The following is an 18,699-nucleotide window of genomic DNA, read 5'->3' as shown; positions in this document are numbered from 1 at the left end:
CTCAATCCTTGCTCATCACAACAACGGCACCCTTCACATGGGTGAAGGCGAGAAGCGCGTCATAGCCCTTCTCCACGCCGTAGCCGGATTTCTTGCGGCCGCCGAACGGCAGCTCGACCCCGTTGGAGAAGGTGTTGACCATCACCTGGCCGCAATGAAGTTCTCGAATGAGCCAGTTGGCGCGGCCGATGTTGCGGGTCCATACGCCGGTAACCAGACCGTAATCGGTGCCATTGGCGATCTCGACTGCCTCGTCCAGATCGCTAAACGACGTGACTGTGAGCACCGGCCCAAATATCTCGCGCTGAGCGATTGTCGCCCCGGGCGCCACATTGTCGAACAAAGTCGGTTCGATGAAGTATCCTTCTTCATATTCGGCGCCCGCAGGACGGCGGCCGCCATGGACGAGCATGGCTTCACCGCGCCCGATGTCGACCAGTTCACTGACACGCTGGTGCTGGAGGGCGGAGATCACCGGCCCGAGATCCGGATCGGTTTTGCCTGCTCCGATCGTCGCGCGGGCAAAGATGCCCTTGAGGCGCGAAACGAGATCGTCATGCACATCGCGATGCACGAGAAGCCGCGCGCCGGCAGAACAGGTCTGCCCAGCGTTCTGTAGGATGGCACTTGCCACCACCGGTGTGGCCAGGTCGAGGTCTGCGTCCGCTAACACGATGTTGGGAGACTTGCCTCCCAGTTCGAGCGCGGCAGGGATAAGGTTTTTCGCTGCCGCTTCGGCAATTTTGCGACCGACCGGCACCGAACCGGTGAAGGAAACATGATCAATGCCCGAATGGCCGGAAAGAGCTGCACCTGCCTCCGAACCCAGGCCTGGCACCACATTCAGGACACCTGCCGGGAACCCGGCCACCAGCGCAAGTTCTGCAATCCGCACGGAACTGAGAGGGGCCTGCTCCGCCGGTTTCAGCACGCAGCAATTGCCCGCAGCCAGCGCGGGAGCCAACGTCCGGCTCGCAATGCCGAGCGGATAGTTCCATGGGATGATGTGGCCAGTGACCCCATAGGCCTCACGAGTCGTGAAGGTGAAGCGGTCGGTTGCAGCAGGGATGACCGAACCGAACACGGCCTCGGCCATATGCGAGTAGTATTCGAAATAGCGCACAGAGAAGGCTACATCGATCTTTGCTTGCCGCATCGGCTTGCCCGTATCTCGGCTTTCAAGCGCAGCGAGTTCGTCTGCGTGCTCGGAGATCACCTGGGCGAAGCGTGACAGCAAACGTGCTCGCTCTGCTGCAGTGGTCAGGCGCCAAGATTTATTGAAGGCTTTGCGTGCAGCAGCAACCGCCTGATCGACCTCAGTCTCACCACAACGCGCGACAGTGGCAAAGACCTTGCCAGTAGCCGGATCGATGACCTCGATGCTTTGCGCGGTGAAGATGCGCTCACCGCCGATGATTGCAGGGTAAGCGCCTTCAGGTATCGTCACGTTGCTCATCGCGCTTTCACCTCGAAATTTTTGTGATTTTCAATCCAGTGCCGGGCGACGTCCTCGCGGCGAGCGAACCAGACATCACCGGGGGTCAGTGCATATTCGATGAAGCTGCGCAGACCCGCCATCCGGCCGGCTTGGCCGGTATGACGCGGATGGAGTCCGATGGACATCATCTTGGGGAACCCGCCCCTGCCCTCTCTGCGCAGCTCGTCGAGCCCAAGACGGCAGGTCTCCCAAAAATCCGCGGGGCTTGTGTAGCCAACTGGCTGCACGAGTTTGCCTTCGGTGTAGGTGAGTGTGTAGGGCACGACGAGATGATTGCCCGCATCCTTCGGGAAGTACGGCAAATCGTCGTTGTATGAATCTGAATCGTAGAGGAACCCACCCTCTTCGATCAGTAGCCGGCGCGTGTTTACGCTCGCCCCAGTGCGCGACCGCCAGCCGACTGGGCGACGGCCCGTCGTTTTGATGACGGATTCCACCGCTAGTGCGATACGCTGGCGCTCCTCTTCTTCGTCCAGCAACCACGGTTCGCTCCAGCGCCAGCCGTGACAGCAGATATCGTGCTGGCGTTCGCGCACCCAGGCGCTGACTTCTGGATTGCGCTCGAGAGCGACGGCTGCCGCAAACAGTGTCGCTGGAATAGCGTGCTCGTCGAGCAGTTCAGCCAAGCGCCAAATACCGGCGCGGCTGCCATATTCAAACAGCGTCTCCACGGCGAGGTCACGGTGCGTCTCGCCGATCGGATAGACGCCACCCAGGCTCTCGCCGCGTTCGTCCCCGGAAGGTTTGGAGCGCTCGGCCCCCTCTTCATAGGCGATGCAGAAATTCACCGCCACCGTTGCCTTTTCAGGCCATTCGACGCGCGGCTTCCTGCGGCCATAGCCGACAAAGTCCCGTTCAGGTCCGGGAACGATCTGGTCCTGGAAAGTCAATGTTTTGCTCCCGTCATGATACCGGACGGCTCTGTGGCGGCCCAGGTCTGGTCATGCGTCTTGCGCGGTTGATATAAGGATGGATTGGGTCTCAGCGACGAGGCGAGAAGCTGTTGCGTGTAGGGATGGCTGGGCCGCTCAAGGATCTGCCCGACATCCCCCATCTCCACCACCTTGCCCGACTGCATTACCGCCACGCGATCACAAACGCTGCGGATGACATCGAGATCGTGGGAGATGAATACGTAAGACAGACCACGCTGCTTGCGCAGGTCGTTGAACAGGTTGAGAACCTGCGCGCGCACCGAAACATCGAGCGCCGAAACCGGCTCGTCGGCAACGATGATGTCCGGTTCTGCAGCGATCGCTCGCGCAATGCCAACGCGCTGTCGCTGTCCGCCACTCAGATCCTTGGGAAACCGGCCGGCAAATCGAGCTGGAGGATTGAGCCCCACATCACTGAGCAGCTGTTGTACCCTCTCTTCGATTGCCAGTGACGTTAGGCGCTCAATACGCTCCCGCAACGGCCCACTGACCGAACCCGCAATTGTCTTGCGGGGGTTGAGCGAAGCATAGGGATCCTGAAACACCATCTGGATGCGGCGTCGGAAGCTGCGCAGTTCTTCGTCGCGCAGGGCAAGAAAATCCTTGCCGTCAAGAAAAACGGACCCGGATGTTGGCTCCACCAGCCTTGTGATCAGCCGCGCAACAGTGCTTTTGCCTGAACCTGACTCACCGACAATGCCGAGTGACTCGCCGCGCTTCAGTTCGAAGCTGACATTGTCCACTGCCCGCTTTTCCGGGGCCACGCCACCGAGCAGACTACGCTTGCCACCATAGGTCTTGGTAAGGCCGTCTACTTTCAGGATCACATCAGACATTGGTGCCCTCCTTGTCCTCGACGAGCCAGCAGGCCGCATCACGATGATTGTCGTGGCGGAGCCGCTGGGCGGGGTCCTGAGCGGCGCATATGTCCATCGCGTAGCCACAGCGCGCGCGAAACCTGCAGCCCGATGGAGGCGCCAACAGATTGGGCACAGCGCCCGGAATAGAGGATAGTCGTTCGCTGCCCTCGCTCAGGCTCTTCAATGAAGCGAGGAGTCCTTGGGAATAAGGATGCTGTGGGCGGTCGAAGAAGTCATGAACATCCGCATGCTCGATGACTTGGCCGGCATACATCACATAGACGCGGTCGCAGATATTGGCCACAACGCCAAGGTCGTGGGTGATGAGCACGAGCCCCATCTGCCGCTCTGTCACAAGCTGGCGCAAAAGCTGCAAGATCTGCTTTTGCGTCGTCACGTCGAGCGCCGTCGTCGGCTCGTCGGCGATGAGAAGTTGAGGGTCGCAAGCTAGCGCCATGGCGATCAACGCGCGTTGGCGCAGGCCACCACTGAGCTGATGCGGATAAGAGCCGGCAACACGCTCGATATCGGGAATCTGCGCCGCTGCAAGTGCGTCGCGTACCGCATTCTGCAGTACCTCCCCGCTCAGCTTCTTGTGGGCGTGGAGTACCTCGCTGATCTGGTCGCCGATGCGCATCAATGGATCGAGGTGGCTCATCGGATCCTGGAAGATCATTGCGATACGTGCGCCGCGAATCCGGCGCATTGCGGCTTCAGAGAGCGTGAGCAGATCCGTGCCGCCGAAACGAACGTGGCCCGATGTCACCTTGTCGATAGGACGCGGCAGCACCCGCATGATCGAACGCGCAGTCATCGACTTGCCGCAACCGGATTCGCCAACGATCGCAATCGCCTCGCCGGGGCGCACAGTGAAGCCCACATTGTGGAGGGCATGTACCGTGCCCTTACGGGTGCGAAGTTCGGTGGAGAGGCCCGCGACGCTGAGCAGTGTCTCAGGACCTGCGCTTATGGCAGTCAGACTATTCATGGCCACGCACCGCATCGTTGAAGGCATCGGCAACCAGATTGAGGCTGATGGCCAGAGCCGAAAGCACAAGGCCGGGGAACACCGCGCTCCACCAGGCAAGACCAAGAAGCCCGTAGGCATCCTTGAGCATCAGGCCGAGGCTGCGCGGCTCCGGATCGCCAACACCTAAAAAGGACAGGCCAGCCTCGATGAGAATGGCCGCAGGAACCTGTAGCGCAGTCGACACCAACACGAGGTCAAACGTGTTCGGCAGGATCTCCGAGAAGATCAACTTGAAGCGACGTGCACCATAACCGCGGGCTGCCTCGACAAAGGCTTCCGATCGCAGCTTCAGGAACTCAGCGCGCACGAGCCGCGCAATGGAAGGCCATGCCAATCCACCGATCACGAAGATCACGATCAAGCGGGAGGAGCCGAAGACCGGAATGAGGACCAACGCCAGAAAGAGCACGGGGATCGTCAGTATGAAGTCAGTGATGCGCATGAGAAGCGCATCCACCCAACCGCCGAGGAAGCCAGCAAGCGCACCGATGATTGTTCCGAGGATTGCCGCAACGAGCCCGGCCATGAGACCTACAGCCATGGAAATGCGCAGGCCGTAGAGCGCGCCGCTGTAAACGTCCCGCCCAAGGTCATCAGTACCCCACCAATGAAGGGCATTGGGACTCTGCAGAACGTCCATCACACTGACTTCGGTCGGACTATAAGGCGCAAGCCAAGGTGCAAGAAGCGCGGCAAAGCCCAACAGCAGCAGCACGCCCAGGGCAAGTACAGCGATACGGCTATGCCTGAAGTGGACCCATGCTTCGCGCCAATGCGGTACCGTTTGCATCGGCTCCTCGCCCTTGCTCATGGCAAGCGGATCGGCAACTCTTGAGATATCAGCCATTGCTGCGAAGCCTCGGATTGATGGCGAGATAGACAAGGTCGGTCAGAACATTGGCGATGATGACCATCACCGATGTCAGGAGGAACATGCCGAGCAGAAGCGGATAGTCGCGCTGGGCAACCGCCTGCACTGTGAGCACGCCGAGCCCCGGCCAGCCAAAGACTGTTTCGGTCAAAACGGCCCCCGAAAGCATGAGGCCGATCTGCAGCCCAAGCACCGTCACGATCGGGGTAATCGCGTTCGGAACGGCATGCCTAAGTACGATGCGCCAATTCGACAGACCCATGGCCCGGGCGGTGACGATGAAATCACCACGCAGGGAATTGAGCATCGAGGTGCGCATCAGGCGCGCAATGAGACCGGTGTAGAAGAGCGACAGCACCGCCACCGGAAGCACAAGGTGGTGCAGAACACTCTTCCAATATTCCCAGCTTCCGGGTTCCAGACCGGACTCCACCATGCCTGAGATCGGAAGCCAGCCGAGCTCCACAGCAAAGATCATCAGTGCAATGAAACCGAGCCAGAAAGTCGGCACGGAGTAGCCGAGGATCGCAATTGTCATCAGCACCCGATCCTGCAGCGATGAAGGCCGGAGTGCCGCAACAATGCCAAACAGCAGCCCAAGGAATGTCGACAGGAGATAGGTCGATCCCATCAGAAGCAGGGTTGCAGGGATTCGCGAGGCAATGATCTCGCTCACGGGCTGGTGGTAGACATAAGAGGTGCCGAGGTCGCCCTGCAGAACGCTGGTCAGGTAATCCAGGAACTGGATGTGAAGCGGATTGTTCAGTCCCAGGCTTTCCCTGAGCGCCTCCATCTGGTCCGCAGAAACCGCACCTTCGCCCACCATCATCGTCACGGGGTCGCCCGGTGCGAGATGGATGATAGCGAAATTGACGACCACCGTTGCAATCAGCAGCGGAACAGCCTGTAGCAGGCGCGTCCCGACGATCCTCGGCACCGTTGACATTACTTTGCCTCTACCCAGAGATCGTCCATGGGATCGCGACCGTCCCAAGGACCAGCCGGGAGGCCCTGGACACGGGTGCGCGACGCCGACCAGTCAGACCAATTCATTGGCCAGATCGCTGGAGCATCGTCGATGATACGCTGCTGCATCTCGACGTACACCGCCTTGCGCTTGGCCTGATCGGACTCTGCCGCGCCCTTGGCGAAAAGCTCGTCCACCTGCTTGTTGCAATAGCCCATGAAGTTTGAATAGGGCGCAGGACGAATGTTCTCGCAGGCATAGAGTGGTGCCAGATTGTTGGCATCGAAGGCTGATATCCAGGCGACGCTGGAGACGTCGAAATCGGACTCGATGTAGGTGGAGGCAGTATACGGAGCCGATTCAAGCGGGCGAAGCGAGGCATTGATGCCGATCGCCCTCAAGTTCTGCACCACGATCTCGTTTGCCTTGTGGAACACAGCCACGCTCGGCCGCGTATTGACGGTCATTGCGAAGCGGAAGCCGTCGGCCTTTACAGGAAGGCCAGCCTCGTCGAGCATTTTCTTGGCAAGCTCGGGATCAAAATTATAGCCTTTGAGGCTCGCATCCCAGGCCCAGCTTTTGGAATTCAGAGGTCCGACGGCCGCCTTCTCGTGCTTAAAGCTCACTGCCTCCGCAATGAACTCATTGTTGATCGCGTGGCTGATAGCCTGACGCACCTTCACATTATCGAACGGCGCACGGCGCAGATTGAAGCCAATCGTCAGCACCTTGGCGGCGGCTTCGTCGCCGATCGGCTGCAACTTGATGTTCTCGTCGCCTTCAAGCATCGCGAGCGAGCTGTAAGGCATCGCCGACGGCGGCAGATAATCGATGGCGCCCGTCTTCAGAGCAAGCATGCGGGCGGAGGCATCCGAGATGAAACGAAAAGTCATTTCGTCGAGATTGGGAGTATCAAAGGCGTCGGGGTTGCGAACTACAGTGAGGTGATCGCCCTTCACCCATTCCTTGACCTTGAAAGGACCGCCGGTGACAGCCGCAGTCAGGCTGTTTTCGTTTTTCATCGGATCCGTGCCTTCGTAGACATGCTTTGGCACGATCGGCGCGTAAAGTGAGTTCAGAAGGCTGAGGAACGGGGCATATGAGCGCTTCAGCTTAAAAACGACGGTACCCGGTTTGGAGTCATCGATGCTCTCGATCACGCCGAAATTTGACTTACCAGCCGGCTGATACTTGAGGATCATCTCTTCGAAAGAGAACCTTACGTCGGCGGACGTGATCGCCTTGCCATCGGACCACTTGGCAGTCTCGACGAGGTCAAATTCATAGGTCAGACCGTCGTCGGAAACCCGCCAGGCCTTCGCGAGATAGGGCTTCGGCGTGATCTTGCCGTCGAACTTGAGAAGCGACGGGTAAAGCTGGGCCGCAATGATCTGGACGTTGATGTCCTGACTAAGCGGCATCAGCGTCGTCGGCTCAGCGAAGATAGCGACCTTGATCTGCCCTCCCTTCACTGGCGCTGCAGCCTGCTGGGCAAAGACCGCTGTGGGCCCGAAGACAATCGTCGTGGCCAGCAATGCGGCACGGACGCGCGTGGAAATTACCTGCATAACTCCTCCCGTTTGTGGCCTGGAGTGTTCCCTGTTTTGGCTCCATCCACTCTTGATCATCACTGATGATCAAGAGATTAGGCGCTTTGACGTTTGTCGTCAACCACACATCAGCAGTTGCTTGAAAAAAGGCGGTTCGGTTGATGCAATATGAGGTCGATCGCCGAACGCGATGCTCCCGGGCGACGCGGGGCATTTTTACGGGACCAGCGGAAAACGCACGCCCTGACGAGCGTATGAGAGCCATTGCGCGTGCGTCGGGTCCAACGGTTATCCAACTTGTACGGCGTGGAGCGGAGCAGTCACTGGACCAAAGGGGGGCGGTTTCAGGCTGTCAGCTGTTGGAACGCAGTAGGCCAAAGCGGCCATTCCGCAACCGACCTCTCTGCGGACATTAAGTTGGAATTGATCGCTCTCCGAAAGCTGCCGCCGCACGATCGGTGCATTTTCCAATCTATGGGGATGCCACATGCCACCGGTGCATCCCCAACTCAGCTGACCAGATCGATCCTCAGCGGGAACTCGCCCTTGACGAGCAGTGGCTCGACACCACCTTCGATGCGGCCGAGGCGGATCAGGTCGCCCCGATAGTCATAGGCGGCATAGAAAAACGCCAAATTGCCCCAGCCGCGAAAATAGCAGAGATCGCCGGGGGTTTCATCGCTGTAGTCGGCTAGCCCGCCTTCGTCGAGCCGGCGCGGCAGGTGCGCCAGCTTTTCGTTGCTTGAGAAATCCTCGATCTTCAGGTCCAGCGGCAGCAGCGAAATGAGATCGCGCGTGGTCGGACTGTCGAACAGGCGATAGGTGAAGGACTGGTCAGAAAAGGAACAGCGCATCCGCATCGGAGCCTCATTTGTCTGGGCGCTCGCCACGCGCGGCATTGCCACGGCGATGGCAAGGCCGGCAAGGACGTTGCGTCGGGTGGGAAGTTGGCTCGACATGGTCGTCTCCCGGTCTTCGTCTCAGAACTACTGCGGTGGGTGCCCTGCGCAAGCGCGCGGGGCGCTTTTCGCACGTTGACCGATCAGGCCAACGCTTCGCTGAAGAAGCTCTGCAACCGATCAAACGGGATCACGTCGACGCGGTCGTAAAGGTCGATGTGGCGCGCGTCGGGAACGACAACCAGCTCGCTGTTGCCCTTGGCCTGCTCATGCACCGTTTCGCTGAAATATCGGCTGTGCGCGATGTCGCCGGTAATGAGCATGATGCGTCGCGGGGCAATGTCGGCAATGTGGCGCAACTGGCCGAAATTGACATGTGGCAAGCCGCTGGTCAGGGTGAACCCACCGATGGAGCGTGGATGACGGCCGCGCGGTTCGACATAATATTCGAAGAACTCGCGTGTGATCGGATCCGGCCCTTCCGCTGGCATCGAAGCCGGAAACGTCGGCTGCAATTGCGGCGAACCAGCGTCTATGTCCGCCCAGCGCTGATTGGAGAGAGCTGCCAGCATTTTATGCCTCTCTGCGTCGGAACTGGAGTCCTGCCAACCATTCCGCATGACGCGGCTGATGTCATACATCGCGGTTGTCGCGACGGCCCTGATACGTTGATCGACAGCGGCTTGGCTGAGAAGGAAACCGCCGCTGCCGCACATGCCGATCGCGCCAATGCGCTCGCGGTCAACTACGGTAAGCGTACCGAGATAATCGACGCCTGCGCTGAAATCTTCCGCGAAGATTTCAGGCGAGGTGATGTGACGCGGCTCGCCGCCGCTTTCGCCGTTATAAGAGGGATCGAAGCCGAGCGCCACGAAGCCGCGCTTGGCCATCTCCTGGGCGTAAATGCCGACACCCTGTTCCTTCACGCCGCCGTGCGGAGGGCCGATGACAATCGCGGGGTGCTTGGCCGATGCGTCAAAGGCCTTCGGCCGATAGAGATCGGCGGCGACCTCGATGCCGTAGCGATTGCGGTAGCGCACCGGTGTGCGGGTGACATCGGGCGAGAGTTCGAATGTATAGCCGTGGTTGGTCATGGTCGTATTTCCAGTCGGGTTGGATTGGGCGAAGAGGGTGCGCGGCGCGACGATCGCCACGCTGGCGAGTACGCCGATCATGGTGCGGCGCGTTGCAGTGATAGGGTTGTGGTTAGACATGGTCAGTGCTCCTGTCAGCGGTTGTGGTCGTAGGCGGCTGCGGCGGCGGCAATGGCGGAGCCAAGCAAGAGGATTGCTGCGAGCGCGAACGCGCTCCACCAGCCGAGATGATCAAACAAAAGGCCCCCGGTTGCCGCGCCCAGGGTGATGGCGAGCTGGATGACCGCGACCTGCAGTCCGCCGCCGGCTTCGGAGTCGTCGGCCATGGCGCGGCTGAGCCAAACGCCCCAGCCAACCGGGGCGGCGGTGCCGAAGAAGCCCCAGGCGACCAGCAGTACGGCGACGACGGCGGGCGCTGAGCCGAAAACGATCAGCAGAACGGCAAGCAGCGCCATGAAAAGCGGAATGGCGATCAATATGCTGTAGAGACGGGCCTTCAGCAGCCGGCCGATCGCCCAGGTTCCGATGACACCCGCCAGTCCCAACATCAGCAGGATGGCCGAAAGTGTCTGGACGCTGAAACCGGCGACAGTCTCCAGATACGGCCGCAGATAGGTGAAAAGCGCGAACTGCCCCATGAAGAGCAGGAAGATCGCGAGCATGCCAAGCGCGACCTGACGGCTGCCAAGCAGCCTGAACACATTAGCCGTTCTCACCCGGCCCAGTGAGAGCAGCGACGGCATTGCGACCCACTGCCACGCAAGCGCGGCCAGTGCCAGCGGCACGACCAGGAAGAATGCGCCGCGCCAGCCGACATAGTCGCCGAGCAAGCTGCCCAGCGGTGCGGCGATGGTGGCGGCGATTGCGTTGCCGGCATTGATCATGGCCAACCCCTTCGGCACGGAGTCGGCAGGCACCAACCGCATGACGATCGCTGTCGACATCGACCAGAAGCCGCCGATAGCCACGCCCAGCAGGGCGCGACCGGCCATAAGCACAGGAAAGCTGGGGGCCAAGGTCACGACGGCGCCCGATATGACGAGCAGCGCCGAGAAGGAGAGCAGCACCAGCTTGCGATCGGTGTTCTTCACAAGGCCGGCGATAAACAGGCTGGTCACGACGGCGAAGACGCCGGATATGGAGATTGCCTGGCCGGTCGCGCCTTCCGTCACGCCGAGATCATTCGCAATTGGCGTCAGCAGGCTGACGGGCATGAACTCCGAGGCAATAAGGACGGCAACGCAGAGCGCCATGGACAGAACAGGCCCCCAGAGGACAGGCCTGCGATCCAGAGTTTGGAATGTTGTGTCGGTCACGTCAGCGGCTCGCGGTCGATTGAATGAGCCTCATCTAGCAAAACCCGATAATTCGGATTAGCCACCAAGAATTGCATGAACTAATCGACCAGATCGATTAATATGCATGCGCCCATATAAAGGTGCGCAGATGGCGGGAACCGATTTCAACGATCTGATGTGGTTCAAGGCAGTCGCCGACGAACATAGCTTCACGCGCGCTGCCGCCCGCATTGGCGTCGCGCAATCAACGCTCAGCCATACGATCAAGCGGCTGGAAACCAATATGGGCATCCGTCTTTTGACGCGAACGACGCGCTCAGTTGCTCTCACTGAGGCCGGCGAGCGGCTGCTGCGGGTCATGGCCCCGCGTGTGGCCGAGATCGAAGAGGAAATCGCACAGCTGATGGAATTCCGCGAGCGCCCATCCGGGTCAATCCGTCTCACTCTGTCTCAACACGCGCTAGACACTGTGGTCTGGCCGAAACTGAAGTCGGTGCTGCTAAACTATCCCGACATCGGCGTTGAACTCAGCCTGGACAGCAGTTTTCGCAACATTGTCGAGGATGGATTCGACGCCGGCGTGAGGTTGGGCGAAAGCCTTGAGAAGGACATGATCGCCGTCCGCATTGGGCCGGATTGGCGAATGGTGGCCGTCGCCGCGCCAGGGTATGTCGCCGCGCACGGCGCGCCGCAGCACCCGCAGGAGCTGATTGGACACAACTGCATCAACATGCGCCACGAGACGCGTGGCGGGCTCTATGCGTGGGAGTTCGAGAAGGACGGCCAGGAACTGCGTGTGCGCGTGAATGGCCAGCTGACGTTCAACAAATCGGAGCCAATGATGGATGCGGTGTTGAACGGGCTGGGCATCGCCTTCGTGCCGAACAGCCTGGCCGATCAGCTGGTAGCATCGGGCGAACTAGTGCTTCTGCTCGATGACTGGTCGCCCTTCTTCGACGGCTATTTCCTCTATTACCCAAGCCGTCACCAGAACCTGCCGGCATTCCGGATTGTGGTTGATGCTCTGAGGCAGAAGTAGCAGATTCCTGACTTTGGCGGGTCGGATTTTCCGCCAAGACCGCGATTGGATCGCGTTGCAGTCGAACTGCCGTAGGATTCAAGCGACCGCTCTTTCGAGCGCCAGTCTAAGAGCGGACCGTCTCAGTCAAATTTCCGGCAGCATCGGGCCCGTCTCCGGACAGGCAGCTTCCGCCGACCAGAAAGCGATAGCTGACATCAATTCAAGTATGACCGAGGTCCCGAACTAACCTCGGATTCATTTCATACATCGTGGAGCGTGGAGCGTGGAGGGCGGGAAGAGGGAATTTTGCACGCTGGGGGGCACTCGCTGCCGATCGGGCCTCGCCGCTTTTCACCACAGAAGCTCGCCAGGCATTTCTTGTTTTCTGTATCGATGCCCAAAATTCTTGCGAAAATCGCCTAAGCCAGTGGTACTCCACCCGACATTGCTCGATTGCTGACCCCTGCGTCAAACTGTTCTTGAAACCGGAAATCTGACGACACATATCGATTGCAGGTCGCTGCCGCTGTCGGCGTCGGCCTATTCAAAAACGCAAACTTTCGTTCGACTTGGAGGATCTAATGAGCGATCGGATGTTCGACAGCCCTGTTTTCGTAAAGTCCGGAAACAGTCTTATCGAGGAAATAGCATGTCTCGAGGACGCCCTCGAATTTCTCTATGAATGGCCAAAGAACCGACGCGGCACGATTTACGAGACGGCGCTCCGCGCCTGTCAACGCGCTTTTGAGAGCAACTATCCGCTCGGCGCCGCGCGACAGGCATTCTGCGGCTTCGCCAAATCCGCCAACATCCTCGAAGAGGTCAGCATCCCGCTGCCATGGATGACAGGGGGAAAGGCTGGCGCAAGCGGTCTCGGTCCATAAGCGGAGGACGCGCGATGCTCGCACAATCTTTCCAAAAGCCCATCCGTGTTTGGGTCGGACTTGGCTTCCCTCGCCAACTCAATACCGTTGTCGATGCCTTTCAATTCGCGATGGAGTGGTGCGGGAATAGCCCTGAGCAGCGAGCGGCAATCAGGGCCTGTAAAGCTGCATTGTCTGGGGACATTGACGCTGAGACAGCCAGGGGTGTCTTCGCCGCCTTTGCTCGGAAGAATGACATCCTGGTCGAGGACGGCGAGATGCCCCTGGAAAGTGCGGGGTCTCGATCTGCCCACGCTTAATTGATCGGCGGGGCAGCAGCTAGCTGCTGCCCTCTCCCAGCTATTCGGACGTAACTAATGGCAAAGCTACCCATGATAAAATCGCCCGAAAATCACCCAAGTGCCCTGGCTTACGATGCTGAATGCCAAGGCGCCTTAGCAGAACATGTCGATAAGCTTCTGGACCATGCCGAGGCCGCCGGCTGGGACCGCACGAAAGCGGCGTCAGCAGTGATGTACCTCGGTGCCAAACGTTTGAAAGCTAAGACTGATGGGCCCTAGCCTCGTCCGTCCACCATCCTGACAATGAAAAGCCGCTCGGGTGACCAAATCCGAGCGGCGGAAGCGAATGCTCCACGGAGGAAGGAATCATCACCGTTGACGGCCCGATTGCCGTCGGCGATGACGGGACCGGAAACGGCCAGTCCGGTTTTCGATGAATTTCGCGGTGAGCTGCCGCTCGGCCTACAACCTCCCGCGCGGTAAGGGTGTGACGTGGGGAAAAGTGGATTTTCAGGGCAATTGACAACGGTCCGGTGCGACTAGGCTGCTGCGCTAGCGGCTGACGGGTCCATTGCGGGCTTCGCGCAACACCTTTTCCACAACCCCAATTGCGCAATTTGCAACGATTTCGACGATCGAGCTCAGAGGCTTCGAGGCTGCGGCCGCGACACCGGACGTTTGCCTTATTGCGTCGCTATCCACGATCGGCACGAAGCGGAGGACACCGCTCACCAGTTCCTCGGCAGTATCGAGTTCGGAGGTCAGCGCGACGTAGTTGCCACTGCGCGCCAAGTTCTTGACCAAGTGCAGGGAGTTGGTTTCAACATGCCCCCGCGGCTCGGTGAAAAGCCAACTGTATCGTGTCTCAAGGAGCCTTCGGATAAGCAGCGACTTGCTCTGCAACGCGATCGGGTAAGCGATGACATCGTGCAGTCTCACTTCCGGTAGATCGAGAAGCGGGTGTTTTGGATGAACGACGCATCCAAGCGGAAGGGTCGAATTCCAGAGCACACGCAATTCCCTGAGCGCCGGCAAATTGAAGGCGACGACCAGGTCAGTCTCGCCGTCCATGAGTGCTGCGACTGCCTCGTCCGTGGAGCCAATCTGAACCGACAATCCGATTAGGGGATGTTCGACCGCAAGGCGCTGGACGAGTTGCGGCAGGATGCTGCTTGCATGGCTGTCCATCGCGAAGATGTTGACTTTCCCCTGCTGGATGCCTTGCAGGCGAAAGATCTCGGTCACGGTCTTGCTCTCTTCGACCTGCCAGCGGCGCACCAACCCGGTCAATATTTCACCGGCTGCCGTCAACCGCATGCCCTTCGGCATTCTCTCGAAGAGCTTGGCGTTCAGCCGATCCTCAAGACCGAGGATTTGCCGATCGATCGCCGAAGCGGCGATGTTCAAGCTTCGAGCGGCCGCCTGAATGGAGCCCTCTGTCGCAACCCGGTCGAAGTAGATGAGCGACACGGGGATAAGTGTGCGGGACATTGGTTGTGCTGCGTTCTGTTTTCGGCAATAGAGCGTTGCACATTCTGAAATGGACGGCAACGACAGAAACGACGAAGCTCTGACGAGGTTCTTAGCCACCGCATCACGCGAAGGCGCCCCGGAGGAGGGAAGCATGAGAACGACCCGTCGTGACATCTTCAAAGCAATGGGCGGTGCTGCCGTCCTGGCGTCCGCAGTTTCACCGGCTTTCGCCCAAACAACAGCGCCGGCCGCTTCCGGCGACCTGCTGAAGGTCAAGCTCCTGTTGAACGGCGGAATATCCGGCCCACATGCCTTTTTCTGTCTTGCGCATGAGCGCGGTTATTTCAAGGAAGCCGGGCTGGACGTGGAGTTCTCGCCTGGTGATGGCGCGGCGTCGGTCGTCACGCGCATTCCCCAAGAAGGCTATGACGGCGGTTATGGTGACATGAACGCGCTGATCAAGCTTGCCGGTCTTCGACCCAAAAACTGCCCGACAGCCGTCTTTGTCGCGTTCAACACAACGCCGCTGACCATCGGCATCCGCAAGGGCGGGCCGATCAGGGAACCAAAGGATCTCAAGGACAAGGTCATCATCGGTCACCCGATCGACGCCGCGATCGAGGCCTTCCCGCCTTATGCAAAGATCGCCGGCATCGATCCGGAAGACGTTCGGATCCTTCGCTCCAACGCCAGCATGGCGGCCAATGCCAAGGAGGTTGTCGATGGTAACGTCGATGGGGTGTTCGGCTTCGTCAACACCATCATTGCGGCACTGCGCGGCATCGACATAGACGGACGCGAGAAACTGGATTTCCTCGAATTCCAGGATCTGGTGCCGGAGTTCTACGGCAATGCGCTGATGATGAGCCCGGAGTTCATCGCCAAGCATCCGGAAGCGGTCAAGGGCTTGGTCGCCGCGGTCAACCGTGGCCTGGTGGAAACCCTGAAAGATCCCGAAACGGCGCTGAACGCCGTCCAGAAGATGGCACCGAAATTCCGCCGCGAGGTCGATGGTCCGCGCCTGATGGGTACCTTGCAGGTCGAAATGGCACATCCGGAAGGCGCCGTTCATGGCATCGGCGATGTCGACGACAAGCGCATCGCTCGTTCTATTGCCCTGATGGTGGACGCATGCCGTCTGCCTCGCACGCCGAAGCCCGAGGAAATTTTCACCCGTGCGTTCCTGCCGCCTCTCGAAGAGCGTGCGAAACCGCTCGCGAAATAGCTCCAGCTTGGCAACTGCGTGAAGGCGCGGGCCTCACCCGTCGCGTGCCGACCATCGCGACGATGGCTGCGTCTTGAGACTTCACGCACCATGAAACCGCAGGGCCGGAAGGCGGGAGCGGATGCATAAAGTAAGGCTGCTTACGAATTCCGGCTTCACCGGGGCGAATGCCTGGTTTCCGCTGGCCTGTGATCGCGGCTATTTCCGCGATGAGGAGATCGACGTCGAGTTTGTCGACGGCCTGGGTGCATTCAGCGCTGCCGGGCGCATGGTGAAGGAAGGAATCGAGTTCGGCTACGGTGACTTCCAGGCCCTGATCGAAGAGGCGGCGCGAAAGCCCGTAACCTCTCCGGTCGGCGTCTACATGGTCATGGACCGGTCGCCGTCGGTGATTGTCCTGCCGGCTGGCTCCCAAATCAGTTCGCCCGCCGGCCTGTCCGGGATGACGATCACAGCGCACGCGGTGGATGTCGGGCTGAACACCTTCGAACAATATGCCAGCAAGGCCGGGCTTGATCCCCGCTCCGTCAGGACGGTGAGCAACGATGGCGACTGGATCGCACTTCTCAACCTGCTCAAGGAAGGCAAGACCGACGCGCTGTTCGGTTATCTTTCCACGGTGTCGGCAGCCATACGCGCCAGCGGCAAGGATGTTCGCTCCGAAGTCCGCTTCCTCAAATTCAAGGATGTTGCGCAGGATCTATATGGCAGCGCCCTGATGGTCTCGCCGACCTTTGCACGCGACAAGCCAGCCGTAGCAAAGGCATTCGTACGGGCTATCAACCGGGGCGTGCTCGCGGCCGCCTGCGATCCCGACGCGGCCATCCAGGCCCTCATCAACCACGCTCCCGATCGTCCGCCGCAGGTCGATCGGCTGCGTCTGCTGGAAACGATCGAGGAGGACATGGGAGGCTGGCAAACGCTTGCCAAGGGCGTGGGGGATATCGACAGGGCCAGGATGGAACGTCTGCTGAAACTGAGCGCGGACAGCCGGAAGCTGCCCCGGCAGCCGGCAGTCGACGAGGTGTTCACGACGGCCTTCCTGCCTCTTATCGATGAGCGCAGGATTGGCCCTGACGCGACGTCCACGGCAGCCGGCGATGCTATCGAGGAGGACGCATCCTGCCGCGAAGGCCGGCTCGCACTCGCAGGCTCACAGTCATTCACGCATTCAGATAAATATGGGAGGGAACCATGAAATTGCGTTTTCTGCACGGCGCCGCGCTATCGGCTCTTCTGCTCACCAGCACCGCCTATGCCGAGACACCGGGCAATACGCTCGTCGTCGCCAAGGCCATCGATGACATCATCTCGCTCGATCCGGCGTCGAACTACGAACATTCCGGCACAGAGACGATCAACAACGTCTACGAACAGTTGATGCAGTTCGAGCCCGAGGATGTCACCAAGCTGGTGGGTGGCGCGGTCGAAAGCTGGACGGTATCCGAAGACGGCAAGACGTTCGAGCTGAAGCTGAGGCCCGGCCAGGTATTCCATTCCGGCAACGCGATGACGTCCAACGACGTCGTCTTCTCGCTGCAGCGCATGGTCAAAATGAACAAGGCGCCGGCATTTGCCGTCACGCAGTTCGGCTGGACCGCAGACAATATCGAAAAGCTGGTCGTGGCGCGCGATCCCATGAGGGTCGACCTAACCATAACCACCGACCTCGCGCCGAGCCTGGTGATCAGCATTCTCGCCAACAACATCACGTCGGTCCTCGACGAGAAACTGGTCCTGGAGCACGTGACCGCCAACGATATGGGCGCTGGTTGGCTGCGCAACAATTCAGCAGGGTCGGGTCCGTTCGTCCTGAAGTCCTGGAAGCCGAACGAGTCGCTTGTGCTCGAAGCCAACCCGAACTTCCGGCTCGGCGCTCCCAAGGTCCAGAGGGTGCTGATCCGTCACGTAGCGGAGCCGGCGTCGCAGCGTCTCCTGCTGGAGCGCGGCGACATCGACGTGGCGCGGGCGCTGACCCCCGATTTGATGCAGGGTGTTGCCGGTAACCCCGACATCGCCATCCAGGACTCAGTGGAAGCGTCGGTCCAGTATCTGGCGGTCAACGAGAAATTCGAGCCGTTCAAGAAACCCGAGGTCCGCAAGGCCTTGAACTACCTGGTCGACTATCAAGGGATGGTCGACACCTTCCTGAAAGGCCAGTGGACGGTGCACCAGTCGTTCTGGCCGAAGGGTTTCGATGCAGAGCTGGACGGCACCCCCTACAAGCTCGATGTGGAGAAGGCCAAGGAGTTGCTGGCGAAAGGCGGATATCCCGACGGGTTCACCGTCAAGCTGAACGTGCGTAACTCCTCGCCTTACCTGGAAATGGCGCAGTCCATCCAGAACACAATGAGCCTCGCCAACATCAAGGTGGAAATCAATCCGAGCGACGTGAAGCAGTTGGTCACCGCCTATCGCGGGCGCCAGCACGAGCTGAGCCAGAACGCCTGGATCCCGGACTATCGCGACCCACAGTCACATGCTTACGCGTTCACCTACAATCCCGACAATTCGGATGACGCTCCGAACAAGACGGCGGCATGGCGCAATGCCTGGGAGATTCCGCAGGACGTGAAGGATCTGGCCGCGGCGGCGGTCAAGGAACGCGACACAACAAAACGCATGCAGATTTATGTCGACCTGCAGAAAAAGCTCCAGGAAGACAGCCCCTATGTGTTCATGTTCCAGGGCATGACCCGCATTGCCGAGAGGAAAAACGTCCAGAGCATCGCGATCGATCCCGCCAACGGCGTGCTCTACTACCGGCTGACCACAAAGTAGCCATCGCACCGCTTGGGCCGAACCCGGGTTCG

The 18,699-nt window shown here is 59.8% G+C and carries 17 protein-coding genes; 6 read left to right on the top strand and 11 right to left on the bottom strand.

Going from position 1 to position 18,699, the window contains the following annotated elements; genetic code table 11:
* Position 1: 1 nt before the first annotated feature.
* From J1C56_RS16675 to J1C56_RS16630, 10 genes are all read right to left on the bottom strand, one after another.
* Positions 2-1,456: an aldehyde dehydrogenase family protein gene (locus J1C56_RS16675; protein ID WP_214391167.1), complete on the bottom strand. Its 1,455-nt coding sequence runs from the start codon at positions 1,454-1,456 to the stop codon at positions 2-4.
* Positions 1,453-2,388 (bottom strand): polysaccharide deacetylase family protein, encoded by a 936-nt coding sequence (locus tag J1C56_RS16670; RefSeq protein WP_214391166.1) that lies wholly within the window; start codon positions 2,386-2,388, stop codon positions 1,453-1,455. The genes J1C56_RS16675 and J1C56_RS16670 overlap by 4 nt, the downstream gene beginning before the upstream one ends.
* Positions 2,385-3,269, bottom strand: coding sequence for an ATP-binding cassette domain-containing protein (locus tag J1C56_RS16665; RefSeq protein ID WP_214391165.1), 885 nt, complete (start codon positions 3,267-3,269; stop codon positions 2,385-2,387). Before J1C56_RS16665 ends, J1C56_RS16670 begins: the two co-directional genes overlap by 4 nt.
* On the bottom strand, positions 3,262-4,308 hold the full coding sequence (locus J1C56_RS16660) for an ABC transporter ATP-binding protein (protein WP_246591450.1): 1,047 nt from the start codon (positions 4,306-4,308) through the stop codon (positions 3,262-3,264). The genes J1C56_RS16665 and J1C56_RS16660 overlap by 8 nt, the downstream gene beginning before the upstream one ends.
* Entirely contained in the window at positions 4,274-5,170 is an 897-nt protein-coding gene (locus J1C56_RS16655; protein ID WP_214391164.1) for an ABC transporter permease, read from the bottom strand. Before J1C56_RS16655 ends, J1C56_RS16660 begins: the two co-directional genes overlap by 35 nt.
* A complete protein-coding gene (locus tag J1C56_RS16650; RefSeq protein ID WP_214391163.1) occupies positions 5,163-6,140 on the bottom strand; it encodes an ABC transporter permease in 978 nt (325 codons plus the stop codon). The genes J1C56_RS16655 and J1C56_RS16650 overlap by 8 nt, the downstream gene beginning before the upstream one ends.
* On the bottom strand, positions 6,140-7,729 hold the full coding sequence (locus tag J1C56_RS16645; RefSeq protein WP_214391162.1) for an ABC transporter substrate-binding protein: 1,590 nt from the start codon (positions 7,727-7,729) through the stop codon (positions 6,140-6,142). Before J1C56_RS16645 ends, J1C56_RS16650 begins: the two co-directional genes overlap by 1 nt.
* A gap of 491 nt (positions 7,730-8,220) precedes the next feature.
* Positions 8,221-8,670: a cyclophilin-like fold protein gene (locus J1C56_RS16640; protein WP_214391161.1), complete on the bottom strand. Its 450-nt coding sequence runs from the start codon at positions 8,668-8,670 to the stop codon at positions 8,221-8,223.
* 83 nt (positions 8,671-8,753) lie between these two features.
* The gene (locus J1C56_RS16635; protein WP_214391160.1) at positions 8,754-9,923 is read right to left on the bottom strand and encodes an alpha/beta hydrolase; all 1,170 of its coding nucleotides are present in this window, start codon (positions 9,921-9,923) and stop codon (positions 8,754-8,756) included.
* Positions 9,839-11,020: an MFS transporter gene (locus J1C56_RS16630; protein ID WP_338001456.1), complete on the bottom strand. Its 1,182-nt coding sequence runs from the start codon at positions 11,018-11,020 to the stop codon at positions 9,839-9,841. Before J1C56_RS16630 ends, J1C56_RS16635 begins: the two co-directional genes overlap by 85 nt.
* A 130-nt stretch (positions 11,021-11,150) precedes the next feature.
* Here J1C56_RS16630 and J1C56_RS16625 point away from each other — a divergent pair, with 130 nt between their 5' ends.
* The 3 genes from J1C56_RS16625 to J1C56_RS16615 all read left to right on the top strand — a co-directional run bounded on the left by J1C56_RS16625 (position 11,151) and on the right by J1C56_RS16615 (position 13,206).
* Complete coding sequence (locus J1C56_RS16625) at positions 11,151-12,041, top strand: LysR family transcriptional regulator (RefSeq protein WP_184773914.1); 891 nt, start codon at positions 11,151-11,153, stop codon at positions 12,039-12,041.
* A 563-nt stretch (positions 12,042-12,604) separates the two neighbouring features.
* A complete protein-coding gene (locus J1C56_RS16620; RefSeq protein ID WP_214391158.1) occupies positions 12,605-12,907 on the top strand; it encodes a DUF982 domain-containing protein in 303 nt (100 codons plus the stop codon).
* On the top strand, positions 12,862-13,206 hold the full coding sequence (locus J1C56_RS16615) for a DUF982 domain-containing protein (protein ID WP_338001455.1): 345 nt from the start codon (positions 12,862-12,864) through the stop codon (positions 13,204-13,206). Before J1C56_RS16620 ends, J1C56_RS16615 begins: the two co-directional genes overlap by 46 nt.
* Before the next feature lie 534 nt (positions 13,207-13,740).
* On the opposite strand, the gene J1C56_RS16610 is transcribed toward J1C56_RS16615, so the two are convergent.
* Positions 13,741-14,679 (bottom strand): LysR family transcriptional regulator, encoded by a 939-nt coding sequence (locus J1C56_RS16610; protein WP_214391156.1) that lies wholly within the window; start codon positions 14,677-14,679, stop codon positions 13,741-13,743.
* A 49-nt stretch (positions 14,680-14,728) separates the two neighbouring features.
* Between J1C56_RS16610 and J1C56_RS16605 the strand changes: the two genes are divergently transcribed.
* The 3 genes from J1C56_RS16605 to J1C56_RS16595 all read left to right on the top strand — a co-directional run bounded on the left by J1C56_RS16605 (position 14,729) and on the right by J1C56_RS16595 (position 18,667).
* A complete protein-coding gene (locus J1C56_RS16605) occupies positions 14,729-15,886 on the top strand; it encodes an ABC transporter substrate-binding protein (RefSeq protein WP_214391155.1) in 1,158 nt (385 codons plus the stop codon).
* Positions 15,887-16,007: 121 nt separating this feature from the next.
* Complete coding sequence (locus J1C56_RS16600; RefSeq protein WP_214391154.1) at positions 16,008-17,084, top strand: ABC transporter substrate-binding protein; 1,077 nt, start codon at positions 16,008-16,010, stop codon at positions 17,082-17,084.
* On the top strand, positions 17,081-18,667 hold the full coding sequence (locus tag J1C56_RS16595) for an ABC transporter substrate-binding protein (RefSeq protein WP_214391153.1): 1,587 nt from the start codon (positions 17,081-17,083) through the stop codon (positions 18,665-18,667). The genes J1C56_RS16600 and J1C56_RS16595 overlap by 4 nt, the downstream gene beginning before the upstream one ends.
* Positions 18,668-18,699: the final 32 nt, after the last annotated feature.

Origin of the sequence: Aminobacter anthyllidis, from assembly GCF_018555685.1 — a bacterium.
GTDB lineage: Bacteria > Pseudomonadota > Alphaproteobacteria > Rhizobiales > Rhizobiaceae > Aminobacter > Aminobacter anthyllidis.
Note: the sequence above shows the minus strand (reverse complement) of the source record. Positions and strands in the feature narration are given on the sequence as shown.

What these genes read in the sequence shown, in the direction of transcription:
- J1C56_RS16600 (WP_214391154.1), top strand. Translation starts at nt 16,008, where the DNA reads ATGCATAAAGTAAGGCTGCTTACGAATTCCGGCTTCACCGGGGCGAAT.
- J1C56_RS16640 (WP_214391161.1), bottom strand. Translation starts at nt 8,670, where the DNA reads ATGTCGAGCCAACTTCCCACCCGACGCAACGTCCTTGCCGGCCTTGCC.
- J1C56_RS16660 (WP_246591450.1), bottom strand. Translation starts at nt 4,308, where the DNA reads ATGCCTTCAACGATGCGGTGCGTGGCCATGAATAGTCTGACTGCCATA.
- J1C56_RS16625 (WP_184773914.1), top strand. Translation starts at nt 11,151, where the DNA reads ATGGCGGGAACCGATTTCAACGATCTGATGTGGTTCAAGGCAGTCGCC.
- J1C56_RS16620 (WP_214391158.1), top strand. Translation starts at nt 12,605, where the DNA reads ATGAGCGATCGGATGTTCGACAGCCCTGTTTTCGTAAAGTCCGGAAAC.
- J1C56_RS16650 (WP_214391163.1), bottom strand. Translation starts at nt 6,140, where the DNA reads ATGTCAACGGTGCCGAGGATCGTCGGGACGCGCCTGCTACAGGCTGTT.
- J1C56_RS16595 (WP_214391153.1), top strand. Translation starts at nt 17,081, where the DNA reads ATGAAATTGCGTTTTCTGCACGGCGCCGCGCTATCGGCTCTTCTGCTC.
- J1C56_RS16610 (WP_214391156.1), bottom strand. Translation starts at nt 14,679, where the DNA reads ATGTCCCGCACACTTATCCCCGTGTCGCTCATCTACTTCGACCGGGTT.
- J1C56_RS16655 (WP_214391164.1), bottom strand. Translation starts at nt 5,170, where the DNA reads ATGGCTGATATCTCAAGAGTTGCCGATCCGCTTGCCATGAGCAAGGGC.
- J1C56_RS16615 (WP_338001455.1), top strand. Translation starts at nt 12,862, where the DNA reads ATGGATGACAGGGGGAAAGGCTGGCGCAAGCGGTCTCGGTCCATAAGC.
- J1C56_RS16645 (WP_214391162.1), bottom strand. Translation starts at nt 7,729, where the DNA reads ATGCAGGTAATTTCCACGCGCGTCCGTGCCGCATTGCTGGCCACGACG.
- J1C56_RS16675 (WP_214391167.1), bottom strand. Translation starts at nt 1,456, where the DNA reads ATGAGCAACGTGACGATACCTGAAGGCGCTTACCCTGCAATCATCGGC.
- J1C56_RS16665 (WP_214391165.1), bottom strand. Translation starts at nt 3,269, where the DNA reads ATGTCTGATGTGATCCTGAAAGTAGACGGCCTTACCAAGACCTATGGT.
- J1C56_RS16605 (WP_214391155.1), top strand. Translation starts at nt 14,729, where the DNA reads ATGGACGGCAACGACAGAAACGACGAAGCTCTGACGAGGTTCTTAGCC.